At 36.9% G+C, this 13,543-nt stretch carries 12 protein-coding genes; 6 read left to right on the forward strand and 6 right to left on the reverse strand.

Annotated features, from left to right (window positions below; genetic code table 11):
- Position 1: 1 nt before the first annotated feature.
- Both fabG and hutH read right to left on the reverse strand, forming a co-directional pair.
- The gene (gene fabG, locus FFS26_RS07920; RefSeq protein ID WP_110009857.1) at positions 2 to 733 is read right to left on the reverse strand and encodes a 3-oxoacyl-ACP reductase FabG; all 732 of its coding nucleotides are present in this window, start codon (positions 731 to 733) and stop codon (positions 2 to 4) included.
- 81 nt (positions 734 to 814) lie between these two features.
- Positions 815 to 2,335, reverse strand: a complete 1,521-nt coding sequence (gene hutH / locus FFS26_RS07925) for a histidine ammonia-lyase (protein ID WP_171006264.1) — start codon at positions 2,333 to 2,335, stop codon at positions 815 to 817.
- Between the two features lie 98 nt (positions 2,336 to 2,433).
- On the opposite strand from hutH, the gene FFS26_RS07930 reads away from it, so the two are divergent.
- Positions 2,434 to 3,690: an NAD(P)/FAD-dependent oxidoreductase gene (locus tag FFS26_RS07930; protein ID WP_137904764.1), complete on the forward strand. Its 1,257-nt coding sequence runs from the start codon at positions 2,434 to 2,436 to the stop codon at positions 3,688 to 3,690.
- 35 nt (positions 3,691 to 3,725) lie between these two features.
- On the opposite strand, the gene FFS26_RS07935 is transcribed toward FFS26_RS07930, so the two are convergent.
- From FFS26_RS07935 to FFS26_RS07950, 4 genes are all read right to left on the reverse strand, one after another.
- Positions 3,726 to 4,331, reverse strand: coding sequence for a hypothetical protein (locus tag FFS26_RS07935; RefSeq protein WP_137904765.1), 606 nt, complete (start codon positions 4,329 to 4,331; stop codon positions 3,726 to 3,728).
- A 102-nt stretch (positions 4,332 to 4,433) separates the two neighbouring features.
- Positions 4,434 to 4,919 carry a hypothetical protein gene (locus FFS26_RS07940; protein WP_137904766.1) on the reverse strand — a complete coding sequence of 162 codons (486 nt, stop codon included), beginning with the start codon at positions 4,917 to 4,919 and terminating at the stop codon, positions 4,434 to 4,436.
- A gap of 160 nt (positions 4,920 to 5,079) precedes the next feature.
- Entirely contained in the window at positions 5,080 to 6,372 is a 1,293-nt protein-coding gene (locus tag FFS26_RS07945; RefSeq protein ID WP_137904767.1) for a phenylacetate--CoA ligase family protein, read from the reverse strand.
- A 76-nt stretch (positions 6,373 to 6,448) separates the two neighbouring features.
- Positions 6,449 to 8,137, reverse strand: a complete 1,689-nt coding sequence (locus FFS26_RS07950) for a M23 family metallopeptidase (RefSeq protein WP_137904768.1) — start codon at positions 8,135 to 8,137, stop codon at positions 6,449 to 6,451.
- A gap of 385 nt (positions 8,138 to 8,522) precedes the next feature.
- Here FFS26_RS07950 and ileS point away from each other — a divergent pair, with 385 nt between their 5' ends.
- From ileS to FFS26_RS07975, 5 genes are all read left to right on the forward strand, one after another.
- The gene (gene ileS, locus FFS26_RS07955) at positions 8,523 to 11,918 is read left to right on the forward strand and encodes an isoleucine--tRNA ligase (protein ID WP_110009864.1); all 3,396 of its coding nucleotides are present in this window, start codon (positions 8,523 to 8,525) and stop codon (positions 11,916 to 11,918) included.
- A 58-nt stretch (positions 11,919 to 11,976) separates the two neighbouring features.
- On the forward strand, positions 11,977 to 12,357 hold the full coding sequence (locus FFS26_RS07960; protein ID WP_002983772.1) for a TraR/DksA family transcriptional regulator: 381 nt from the start codon (positions 11,977 to 11,979) through the stop codon (positions 12,355 to 12,357).
- A gap of 78 nt (positions 12,358 to 12,435) precedes the next feature.
- Positions 12,436 to 12,687 (forward strand): DUF6576 domain-containing protein, encoded by a 252-nt coding sequence (locus tag FFS26_RS07965; protein WP_110009865.1) that lies wholly within the window; start codon positions 12,436 to 12,438, stop codon positions 12,685 to 12,687.
- A gap of 17 nt (positions 12,688 to 12,704) precedes the next feature.
- A complete protein-coding gene (locus FFS26_RS07970) occupies positions 12,705 to 12,899 on the forward strand; it encodes a DUF2683 family protein (RefSeq protein WP_110009866.1) in 195 nt (64 codons plus the stop codon).
- Complete coding sequence (locus FFS26_RS07975) at positions 12,899 to 13,540, forward strand: lipoprotein signal peptidase (RefSeq protein ID WP_110009867.1); 642 nt, start codon at positions 12,899 to 12,901, stop codon at positions 13,538 to 13,540. The genes FFS26_RS07970 and FFS26_RS07975 overlap by 1 nt, the downstream gene beginning before the upstream one ends.
- Positions 13,541 to 13,543 lie beyond the last annotated feature (3 nt).

The following is a 13,543-nucleotide window of genomic DNA, read 5'->3' on the forward strand; positions in this document are numbered from 1 at the left end:
GTTATGAATAAATTCCTCCGTTAATATTTATCACTTCTCCTGTTATGTAGGAAGATTTTTTAGATGCTAAAAATGCGACAAGATCCGCCACTTCTTCAGCTTCTCCGAATCTGTTGGCAGGAATCATTGCTTTAAGCTCATCTTCATTAAACTCCTGGGTCATATCCGTTTTGATGAAACCCGGTGCAACGGCATTTACCGTAACATTTCTTTTGGCAACTTCCTTAGCAAGAGCTTTTGTAGCTCCTACCAAAGCTCCTTTCGCAGCGGAATAATTCGTCTGCCCGGCTGTTCCTTTTACTCCGGATACGGAAACCATATTGATGATTCTTCCGTATTTATTACGAAGCAGCTTTTGAATAAAGAAATTGGTCACATTGAAAAATCCGTCCAGACTTGTATTGATCACACTGTTCCAGTCTTCCTTCTGCATCCACATAAAAAGACCGTCTCTTGTGATTCCGGCATTATTGACAATCACTTCTACCACAGCGTCAGGATTTTTCTCCTGCCACTCCGTTAAAACAGCTTGTGTTTCTTCGGTGTTTCCTACATCAAATTTAAGAATTTCTCCGGTAGCGCCCAACTCTTCCACTGTAGCCAACGTTTCTTTGGCTGCCGTTTCATTTGAAGCGTAGTTGATAAGGATGTGATAGTTTTTCTCTTCAGCCAGTTTTATACAGATTGCCCTCCCGATTCCTCTGGAGCCACCTGTTACAATTGCACATTTCATGCGTTAGTGTTTATATCGTTTTTAGTTTTTTAAGTTGATGCTGGAAGCCTTTTTTAAAAGACAATTGATGGCAACCAATAGTTACATTCCTTTCAGATATTTCTTTACTTCTTCCAGATACGGATACATGACCATATCATCTGAGAAAGCAGGAATAATTTTTCTGATATCATCATACAGTTCTTTTGTAGAGGATGAAACCTTATCCTGGAATCCAAGATATTCCACAGCCTGAATGATGGTAATCGCTTCAATGGCCAAAACTTCAAAGGCATTTTCAATGACTTTTCTGCAAATTACAGCAGCGTTTGTTCCCATACTAACGATATCCTGATTATCGTTATTATTCGGAATACTATGAACATACATAGAGTTTGACAGCATCTGGCTTTCTGCCGTAGTAGAAGTTGCCGTAAACTGTACTCCCTGCATTCCGAAATTGAAACCTAATTTACCTAAATTGACAAAAGGAGGCAAAATTTCATTGATTTTCGCATTCAGAAGATAGTTTAACTGTCTTTCTGCAAGCATGGTCAGTTTTGTCACCACGATTTTAAGCTTGTCCATTTCCAGAGAAATATAATCTCCATGGAAGTTTCCTCCATGGTAAACATGCTGGTCTTCAACATTGATAATCGGGTTATCATTCGCTGAATTGATCTCATTTTCAAGAACTTTCTCCGTATATTCCAATGTATCCAATACCGGACCTAAAATCTGAGGAACACATCGTAAAGAATAATACTCCTGAACTTTTTCCTTGAATACTTTTTCCTGCTCTTCAAAATGAGTATAAAGATGCTCTTCTCTTTTTCTGATCAGCTTACTGTCTGCCAGATGAGCACGCATTCTTTCTGCCACTTTTTGCTGCCCATAATGTCTTTTGGTTCCGTTCAACGCTTCTGACAGGTGATCATCATAAGCCTGTACAATCTCATTGATCGCACAGGAAAGCCTAAGGGAAATATCAATAAGCTGATTCGCTTTATAAGCATTCACAATACCAATTCCTGACATTACGGAAGTTCCGTTCATTAAAGCAAGTCCTTCACGGATCTCTACTTTGATCGGTTCTAAGCCTTCTGTTTCAAAAACCTCTTTGGTAGATTTTCTTTCTCCATTGTAAAAAACTTCTCCTTCTCCAATCAATACCAAAGCCAGGTGAGCCAGCTGAACAAGGTCGCCACTTGCTCCTACTCCTCCATGTTCAAAGATCAATGGAGTAATATCTCTGTTGATCAGTTCCTGAAGAAGATAGATAACAGACTGATGCACTCCTGAATTCCCTAATGATAAGGTATTCAATCTTGCCAGCATACACGCTTTTACTTCTTCCGCAGGTAAAGGATTTCCAATTCCTGAAGAATGGCTTCTGATCAGGTTATACTGAAGCTGGTGGGTGTCTTCATCACTGATTTTAAACTGAGCCATGGGCCCAAAACCGGTGTTCACACCATATATTACTTTATTTTTTGAAAACTCTTTTAAAAACTGAAAACTTTTATCCACTCTTGATAAAAGTGATTCATCCAGTTCTATTTTTTCATTCTCAATGATAATTTTTTGAAAGTCTTTCAGTTCTAAAAAGTTATTTATTTTCATCAATTAAAAGTAATAGTTGATAATTTTGTAAAATATTAATTATTTGTCACTAATTTTGCGGCAAAGATAAAAGTTATTATTAAAATAAAAAATCAAAGATGAGCAAAGAATTTGTTGACGTTCTTGTAATCGGAGCCGGACCCTCCGGATGCGTGTCTTCTTCATACCTGAAGAACAATAACGTCAGCGTAAAAGTAGTTGAAAAAACAAAATTCCCCAGACTCGTAGTTGGAGAAAGCTTAATTCCAAGGGTAATGGACCACTTTGAGGAGGCCGGACTTTTCCCTGCATTAGACAAAATGGGCTTTGAAAAAAAGCTTGGGGCTCGTTTCCTTCGTGGTGAGGAAGTCTGCATTTTTGATTTCAGCAACAAATTCGGGGAAGGCTGGGACTGGACCTGGCAGGTTCCAAGAGCTGATTTTGATAATACGCTTGCTCAGGAAGTTATTAACAAAGGAATTGATCTTGAGTTTGAAACGGAAGTGATAGATATCAAATTTGACGGAACAGATTCTGTGACTACGGTAAGAAACAAGGATGGAGAAACAAAAGAGATCCACGCTAAGTTTGTTATCGATTCCAGTGGCTACGGAAGAGTTTTGCCTCGCCTGCTTGATCTTGAAAAACCTTCAAAACTTTCCCCTCACTCTGCCATTTTCTCTCATGTAAACGATATCAACAGAGAACCTGGAGAGGAAGGAACTTTGATTTCTTTTGACATTATTGAAACCGAAGTATGGCTTTGGGTAATTCCTTTTTCCAACGGAAACACAAGTTTAGGAATTGTAGGCCCTACTGAATATATCGACAAATTATCTGAAAACGGAGATACAACGGAAGCTTTAAGAAAAGCGATTTCTCTTTCTGAATATTATGTAAAACGTTTTGGAAATGTAGATTTCCTTTTTGAACCTAAACATCTGAAAGATTATTCCTGTTCAGTAAAAAGTTTATTCGGAGACGGATTTGCTTTAACAGGAAATGCCTCTGAATTCCTTGATCCGGTATTTTCTTCCGGAATGGCTTTTGCCACAGAATCCGGAATGCTGGCCGCAAAACTGGCGCTAAGACAATTAAACGGAGAAAAAATCGACTGGCAAAGGGAATACACAGACTACATTTTATACGGAGTGGATGTTTTCACCACCTATGTAAAAGAATGGTATACCGGAAATCTGCAGGAGCTATTCTTCCATCAGCCGGAAAATCCGGATGTAAAGAAAAAGATCTGTGCTGTTTTAGCAGGCTATGTCTGGAATAAAGACAATCCTTTTGTGAGAAAGCACGATACGGTAATTAAAAACCTTGCGAACCTGATCAAGCTGGAAAAACAGGAGCAGCAAAATCAAGCATAACAAAAACGGTCTGAATTTTTTCAGACCGTTTTTGTTTATTTTATAACTTCTTTGATTTCCTTTCCCAATTTTTTTCCGGTAACTTCATAGGCCGCAGCTATTCTTCCGTATTCCCATGCAAATTCTTTATTCATTTGCTTGCCTCCTATTTTATCTGCTTGTAATCTCATCACTACTTTCGAAGGATCATCAGTTCCCACAAACTTCATATCTGCTGTTAATTTTGCTTCCTGAGAACCTATCATTCCGCCATACCAGCCGGCATAAATCCATTTTGCATCAATAATCAGCGTGTATTTTGTCTTTGCATCCTTTTTGAAAACTACTTTTTTGGATTTCCCATTTATGCCTTTAAGGAAATAGTCCAAATATTCAGAATTTTTAAACTGTCCCCACTGATAAATCCAGTTTTTCCATACAGCTTCGCTTTTTTTGGCTGTAATATCCGCTTTCCTGTTTTCCAGGTATTGAGCTTCCGTCATGTTCTTCTCCTGATAGACTGCATTATCAAACACCAACTGAACATTCACTTCGTTTTGATCTTTTAAAAAATCAAAATTTCCGGATTCAACATTAATTTGATTTTGAGCAAAGGCTACTACTCCAATTGCCATGAACAGCAATAACAATAATTTTCTCATATTTTTAAATTAGTTTTTATTTAAGCGTCCAAAGATATTTACTTTTATTGATAAGTAACCGTAAAAAAACAGCCTGAAAGTTCAGACCGTTTTTGTACAAAATTATTTCAATTTATCTTCTTTTTTTATCTTAGCATCTTCTGCCATCATTTTTGTATGATCTTCTGTCATTTTTGTATGCTCCCGTATCAATTCTTCATCCTCTTTCATCATTTGATCATGATCAGCTTTCAATTGATTGATGTCAAAATTTTCAGTTGCATGCTTTCTCTCCAATTCATCATGCTTTTTTATAATTTCAGAATGCCTGGAAAGCAGGTCTGCATGCTGCTGCAGAATATTCTTATGCAAAGCTTCAATTTTGTTATGCTCACTGGTAGCAGGTTCATTCTGCAGGTGATGAATACTGGTAAAAGCAGCATGTTCTTTTTCCATTACCGAATGAGCTGTTTCTAATTTGTTATGATCAGATTTCAATTTAGCATGTGCTGCCGAGAGTTCTTTTTCAAGTTCAGTACCTGTTTTTTTACATGATACTAATACAAGGCCTACTGTTAAGCCGACCATCAGAATTAAATTCTTTTTCATTTTTTTATGTTTAATTCTGATAAAATTACTAATTAAGACTCTAAATAACAGATTTTTGTAAAAAAACCATTTTATTTACATCGTAAGAAAAAATCCCGGGAATTTAAACCAGAATAAGTGTAAAATAAAAAGAATAAAATTAATTTTAAAGAAAAGCAAATCAGCGTAAATCAATAAAATTAATCGGTTTTCTGCTGTTTGGATTAAAAACTGCTTTAGAAAGAATATCAAAATCGATAATTTCAATTTTAGGACTTACTCTCAGTTTTGCACGGAAGTGGTCTCTTACTTCATTGACAAACCCTTCATGATCTGCTTCTGTACTCAGTTTAATGATAATCTCATCAAGTCCGATTTCGTTGGCCTGAATCACAATCTGGTAGCATAAGATATTATTAAAATCATTCAAAATATCATTCATGGCAGGAGGATACAATGTTGTTCCCTTATATTTGATCATCTGCTGCTTTCTTCCTACAACAGGTCCTAATCTCATCGTATTTCTTCCGCACTGACATGGTTCATAATGGGCTTTTACAAGATCTCCGGTTTTAAACCTCAACAAAGGAATGGCTTCCACTCCCAAAGTCGTAATGGTAAGTTCTCCGCTTTCTCCTTCTTTCACAGGATTGCCATCGTCATCCAGAATTTCTGTAATAATCAGTTCCGGATGGTGATGTCCTCCGATCTGGAATTCACATTCTGTAAAGGCAGTGCTCATTTCCGTAGAGGCATAGGTGGAAAAGAGTTTGATGTCCCATTTTTCTTTGATTTTCTGTGAAAGAATATTATCTGTAAAATCCTGATTTTTGATACTTTCTCCAATACAAACAGCACCGTAAACACCGGAATTTTTATAATCCAATCCATGTTTTTCCGCATAATCAATCATTTTCAACAGAAAAGAAGGAACAGTGATCAGATATCTGGGTTTGTATCTGAAGATAGAATCCCATTGCAGTTCAGGAATTCCCGGTCCCATTCTTACTACGCTGGCACCCATTTTCCGTAAGCCCAAAAAGTAGGCAAGTCCAGCCATAAATCTTTTATCTATGGTGGTGATCATCTGCACAACATCTCCTTTCTGAATTCCTGCACATGCGAAAGATATCGCTTCATTGTATGCAAGCCTTTCCAGATCACTGTCGGACAATCCGAAAGTCACCGGATCTCCCAATGTTCCGGAAGTGGTGCTGTAATCCACAATTTTATCCGGTGTTATGCAGAAAAAATCATGATTATACTGCTGGAGATCATTCTTTGTGGTGGTAGGAATCTTCTGAAGATCTTCCAAAGTACGAATATCCTCTATAGTAATATTATTTTCTTTGAACAGTTTCTGATAAAACGGCGAATGAGCTTCAAGATAAGCCAAAAGCTCATGAAGTTTTTCTTCCTGAAATATTTTGATTTCCTGAATCCCTGCTTTCTCGATTAACGGATGAAATTCCAATGATTTTAATTTTTTAAAAGGCAAATTTATCTAATTAAAATTAAAAGATTTAAAGATTCAAGTATTAAAAGATGAATTATCTCCTAAACGTAAAAGTTTGTGTATTGGTATTCCCGGCAGTATTGATGGTTGTTACTTTTAAAGTGTGAGAACCCGATCCTTTCGGGCATTTTTCATCAAAAGTGTAGACAAAATTATCTTTTACACGGGTAAACCTCAACCATTTGCCATCCAGTTCGGCACGGAATGAAATAATATCACCCACTTTCGTTGTTCCTTTTAAGAGTAATGAACTGCTATTAACCAATGCTCCTTCTGCCCAGCCTGATGAAACGGATGGAAGATTATTGTCAATCAACAATTTTGCGGTACCCAATCTGTTGAATTTCCCTTCTGCCCAGTCACCATTCCATTTTGCTTTTACAAAATCTTTATCATTTCCGTAATCAAGAACAATAACTGTCTTATCTTTTTCTGTATTGGTTAATTTTCTATCCGGTTTTATTTTCAAAGTATATTCATCCTGAACAGGAATGTATGGACTATGCAAAACAATGGTATTTGAAACAGCATCCGGATCTGTATCCGGTTTTTCATAGGCATTGAAATTTATGGCATCATACATGGCATTTTTACTGAAAGCAATCTCTGTATTTTCTGTGGTAATGGTTTTCGCTTCATTAGCCATTATTGTTTTTCCCGTAGAAGATATTTTATCTGAAGTTTTACTTAACTGAACTTTTGTTGTTAAGCGGCTTGTATTTCCTTTGACGTCTTTCAGAACAATCTCAATGGTATGAACATTTTCATCCTGAAGTTTGATAATCCCACTTAAGTTTGGAAGACTATAATTCTGAAGATGCATTCCTGGTAAATCGGACAGGTGCTGAATTCCCATTTTATCCCTGATGAATTTGGTATAGTCTATACAGCCGTTGATATACCGGGTATCATCATAATGAATTTTATCAGTTTTAAAACTATAAATCAGCTTACCGTCCATCAAGAGTTCTGCCTGATAAACTCCAAGATTAAATCCTTTATTGGCTTTATCTACAGCTTTAATGGCAAAACTTATCTCCGGAGAACTCACCTGAACAAGATTAGACGTATAAGCATTTCCGGCTTTTTTTACGGCAATATTATTTGCTCCTGGTTCATATGTACTGAAACGTCGGTCATACCAATACAATCCGCTAATAATCGAGGCTATATTATCAGGAATGTCAAAGCCAAAAAGTAACGGATTTAAGCATTCCTCTGTTTTGGTATCTCTTATTTCAAAATGAAGATGCGGGCCAGCAGATCCTCCGGTATTTCCACTCAATGCAATCTGTTGTCCTTTTTCCACAGGAAACTGTCCGGGTTGAAAAGTGATATCCTGCTCCCACTTTTCGTCTTTATATTGTTTTTCCTTTACATATTCATCCAGTTTACTGAAGTATTTATTCAGGTGGGCATATACTGTGGTATAACCGTTGGGATGAGCGATGTAGACTGCATTTCCAAATCCGTACCGCTCTACTTTTATTCTGCTCACATAACCTTCTGCGGCTGCAAGAACCGGCAGATTTTCCTGGCTGTTGGTCCTTAAGTCAAGTCCCATATGAAAATGGTTCGTTCTGATAGCACCAAAATTAGCCGCCAACTGCATGGGAATGTTTAATGGGTTACGGAAATAGTTTTGAGGATAATTATTCTGTGCGTTTATGATGATTGTATGGATAAAACAGATAGCAATCATCAGTTTGGAGAGGGTTTTCATACAGCATTTGGGTTTATACGTCTAATTAAATATACGAATTTTTAAGTTATGCTTATTTTTTTGACCACAGATTTCACAGATGATTATATTGTAGGTTTTGGCTAGAGCAGGTGGATTTGTTTTTATTATTTAAGCGGGTTTCCTTCGACTATGCTCAGGATAATTGTCCGCTCCTATTGAATAAATTGCATTAAATTTCATATCAAATACAACCGGAAAAATTCACTTATTGACCATTCACCATTCACTTTTTCTCACTTTCTCTATTTATATTTCTGAAATTGAACTTTTTAATAGAAGATATCAAAATAAAACATATATTATAAACCGACAAATTTTAGTAAATTTGCAGACTTAATTAATCAACGATATTGAGATATTTACAATGAGCCAATTTAAAGAATACAAAAACCTCAACCTTATTGACGTAGCAGAGAATGTAGCGGAATTTTGGAAACAAAATAAAACTTTCAATAAGAGTGTTGAGATTCGTCAGGGAAATCCTGAGTTTGTTTTTTATGAAGGTCCGCCTTCAGCAAACGGTATGCCTGGAATTCACCACGTAATGGCAAGAGCATTGAAAGATATTTTCTGCCGTTACCAGACTCAGAATGGAAAGCAGGTTTTCCGTAAAGCAGGCTGGGATACGCATGGTCTTCCTGTGGAACTGGGTGTAGAAAAAGAATTAGGAATCACTAAAGAAGATATTGGCAAAAAAATCTCTATTGAAGACTATAACAAAGCTTGCCGTGAAGCCGTGATGCGTTATACCGATGTATGGAATAACCTTACGGAAAAAATCGGATATTGGGTAGACCTTGATGATCCGTACATCACGTACAAGTCAAAATATATGGAAACGGTTTGGTGGCTATTGAAGCAATTGTACAATAAAGACTTGTTGTACAAAGGCTACACCATCCAGCCTTACTCTCCAAAAGCAGGAACAGGACTTTCTTCTCACGAACTGAATCAGCCCGGAACCTATCGTGATGTTTCGGACACAACGGTTGTGGCTCAGTTTAAAGTGAAAAAAGACTCTTCAGCATTGTTCAATGATGTTGACGGAGATGTTCATATCCTTGCGTGGACGACCACCCCATGGACACTTCCATCCAATACAGCTCTTACCGTAGGTAGAGATATTGAATATGTTGTAGTTAAAACTTTCAATCAATATACATTTGAACCTGTAACAGTAGTTTTATCCAGCGTTCTTTTACCTAAAGTTTTCGGTAAAAAATACGCAGAAGGTACAGATGAAGATTTTGCCAATTATACTCCGGAAACGAAAGTAATCCCTTTTAGAATACTAAAAGAATTTACAGGAGAAAAACTTGTTGATACAAGATATGAGCAATTAGTTCCTTGGTTTACGCCCAATGACAATCCTGAGAATGCATTCAGAGTAATCTTAGGAGATTTCGTAACGACTGAAGATGGTACAGGTATCGTTCACACGGCTCCTACTTTTGGTGCTGATGATGCGAGAGTAGCTAAAATGGCTCAGCCTGAGGTTCCACCGATGTTGGTAAAAGATGAAAATGATAATCTTGTACCATTGGTAGATTTACAAGGGAAATTCATCAAAGGAGATAATGTTCCTGAGGTATTCTCCGGAACTTATATCAAAAACGAATACTACGATGAAGGAACTGCTCCTGAGAAATCATGGGATGTAGAACTTGCCATCTTATTGAAAACGGAGAACAAGGCTTTCAAAGTAGAAAAATATGTCCACTCTTATCCACACTGCTGGAGAACAGATAAACCGGTATTGTATTACCCGTTGGATTCTTGGTTTGTGAAAATGACTGCTGTAAAAGACAGACTGGTTAATTTAAACAAAGAGATCAACTGGAAGCCAAAAGCTACCGGAGAAGGACGTTTTGCGAATTGGTTGGAAAATGTAAACGACTGGAACTTATCCCGTTCAAGATATTGGGGTATTCCATTGCCGATCTGGAGAACAGATGATCTGAAAGAAGAAAAAATCATCGGTTCTGTAGAAGAGTTATACAATGAAATCGAAAAATCAATTGCAGCAGGACTGATGACTGAAAACCCGTTCAAAGGTTTCATCATCGGAAATATGGCTGAGTCTAACTATGAGCTTGTGGATCTTCACAAAAACGTGGTTGACAAAGTGGTATTGGTTTCTGATTCAGGAAAAGCAATGAAACGTGAAAGCGATCTGATCGATGTTTGGTTCGATTCAGGGTCTATGCCTTATGCACAGTTGCATTATCCTTTCGAAAACAAAGAATTAATCGACAATAATAAAGCATTCCCTGCTGATTTCATCGCAGAAGGTGTTGACCAGACCCGTGGATGGTTCTATACGCTTCACGCTATCGGAACAGCTGTGTTTGATTCAGTTGCTTATAAAAATGTAATGAGTAACGGTCTTGTTCTGGACAAGAACGGACAGAAGATGTCAAAACGTTTAGGAAATGCAGTAGATCCGTTCGAAACACTTGCTGTATACGGACCTGATGCTACGCGTTGGTACATGATTTCCAATGCCAACCCATGGGAAAACCTGAAGTTTGATATTGAAGGAATTGACGAAGTAAGAAGAAAGTTCTTCGGAACACTTTACAATACCTATTCATTCTTCGCTTTATATGCGAATGTGGATGGCTTCAACTATTCGGAAAAAGAAGTGGAAAACCGTCCTGAAATCGATAGATGGATCCTTTCTGAGCTTAATCTTCTGATCAAGGAGGTAAAAGCTTTCTATGAAGACTACGAACCGACAAGAGTAGCAAGAGCGATCAGTACTTTTGTGAACGACAACCTGAGTAACTGGTATGTAAGATTATGCAGAAGACGTTTCTGGAAAGGAGATTATTCTGATGATAAGATCTCTGCTTACCAGACTTTATACACTTGTCTTGAAACAGTAGCTAAGCTTTCTGCTCCTATTGCTCCGTTCTTCATGGATCAGTTGTATCAGGATCTGAATAAAGTAACAGGTAAGGAAAATTGTGAATCTGTACATCTTACAGACTTCCCGGTAGCTAATGAAAGTTTAATCGATCAGGATCTGGTTGAAAAGACTCATCTGGCACAGAACATTACAAGTATGGTCTTCTCATTGAGAAAGAAAGAAAATGTAAAAGTTCGTCAGCCTTTACAAAAAGTATTGGTTCCTGTACTGGATGCTAAAACAGAAGAGCAGATTCTTGCGGTTGCAGATCTGATCAAACAGGAAGTGAACGTTAAAGAATTACAGTTAATTAATGCTGAAGAAGCATCCCATTTAATTGTAAAACAGATAAAACCCAACTTCAAAGCGCTTGGTCCTAAATTAGGGAAAGATATGAAGATGGTAGGTGCAGAGATTGCTAATCTTAGTGCAGAACAGATTGCCGGTCTTGAAAAAGAAGGGAAAACAGATGTTCAGGGATATGAGATCACTCTTGATGATGTGGAAATCTCTACAAAAGATATCCCGGGATGGACCGTAACTTCTGATGGAAAAACAACTGTGGCATTAGATTTGACGTTAACCGATGAGTTAAAATCTGAAGGGATCGCAAGAGAGTTCATCAACAGAATTCAGAACTTGCGAAAAGATAAAGACTTTGAACTGACAGACAGAATTTCAATCACATTGGAAGAAAGTTCTCCTTTCCTGAATGAGATTAAGAAAAATGAAGAATATATTTCTTCCGAAGTCTTGTCAAATAAAATAGAAATTGTATCTTCACTTTTAAATTTTAACGAAATCGAAATAGATGAGGTTAATTTTAAGATAAATGTTGAAAAAAATTAACATGTAGTTATTATATTTCAAATTCCATTTCATAATTTTATTAAAAAAGAGAAAGAATATGTCAGACGAAAGAGTTAGATACAGCGATGCTGATTTACAGGAATTTAAAGCGATCATTAAAGAAAAAATAGAAAAAGCAGAAAAGGATCTTCAGCTTATCAGAGAAAGTTTTATCAATGACCAGAATAATGGTACTGATGATACGTCTCCTACTTTCAAAGCTTTTGAAGAAGGAGCAGAAACGTTGAGCAAAGAACAGAATTCTATTTTGGCAGGAAGACAGGAAAAATTCGTGCGTGATCTTAAAAATGCTTTGATCAGAATCGAAAATAAAACGTATGGTGTTTGCAGAGTAACAGGAAAGCTGATTCCTAAGGAAAGACTTTTAGCCGTTCCTCACGCTACGCTGAGCATCGAAGCGAAAAATATGCAAAAATAACCGTAAGGTTTGTAAAATAACATTGGGTTTATAACGTATTTACGGATACTTTATAAACCTAATTTTTAATGTATACCCATGAACGAATTATTAATTTTGGGAGTGATCATTGCCGCAGTTATATTATTTTTCAACAGAGAATGGATCAAAAACAGATTCTTCCCTGATCAGAAAAAAAATTATAATTATACCATTGATGATCAATTCAATTCTGATAAACGCGAGCGGGAGAAAGAAATCGACAGACTTTTGAGTAAGATGGGCAAAAACGGAGTGAATGATTTGTCTGAGAAAGACAGAAAAAGGCTGGATGAATTGTCCAAAATGTAAAAAAATAAATATAAGAAATGGAATCTATCATAGTACATCCTAAAAATTCTATGGAGCTGAGTGCACTGAAAAGTGTTCTGAAGGAAATGGGGATTAAATTTGAAAAAGCTCATGTTAAGAGCTCATTCAATGGACAGAAAGTAGTCAGGAAAGCAAGCGATAATAAAAATGTAAAGCCGGCATCAAAGCCCTCAAAACCTAAAGGACAGTAATGAAAAAGATCTTAGCAATAACATTTTTGGTGTTGTTCATTGACCAGGCTTCAAAAATTTATATCAAAACTCATTTTGAACTGAATGAGAGTATTCCTGTCATCAATGGTTTCTTTAACAAAACTTTTGTTGAAAATCCTGGAATGGCGTACGGATTTCATTTCGGAGGAATTATCGGAAAATATTTTCTGGTCATCTTACGAGTATTCCTGATCGGAGGTATGATCTATATGTTCAGAAAATGGCTGAAAGAAGGAGCATCCAATTATCTTTTAGTTCCTATGGCGATTATTTTTGCAGGAGCTATCGGAAATCTTATCGATGGGATGTTCTACGGAATGATCTTCGACAGCGGAACTGTTTATGACGCCAGCACTGACCGATGGATTGGCTACGGCGGCATTTCTAAAATCGTTCCTTTCGGGCACGGATATTCCACCTTTATGAAAGGATGTGTGGTAGATATGCTTCATTTTCCTGTAGTAGACTGGTATGTTCCTGACAGCTGGCCTTTGATCGGAGGAAAACATATTGAGTTCTTCAAATATATTTTCAATGTTGCCGATTCTGCTATTACAGTAGGGGCTGCATTCTTATTAATATTCAGAAAAAAAGCTTTTCCAAACGGTTTGGAATTTTAAATG

The organism is Chryseobacterium sp. 2VB (genome assembly GCF_005503635.1).
Classification (GTDB): Bacteria; Bacteroidota; Bacteroidia; order Flavobacteriales; family Weeksellaceae; genus Chryseobacterium; species Chryseobacterium cupriresistens.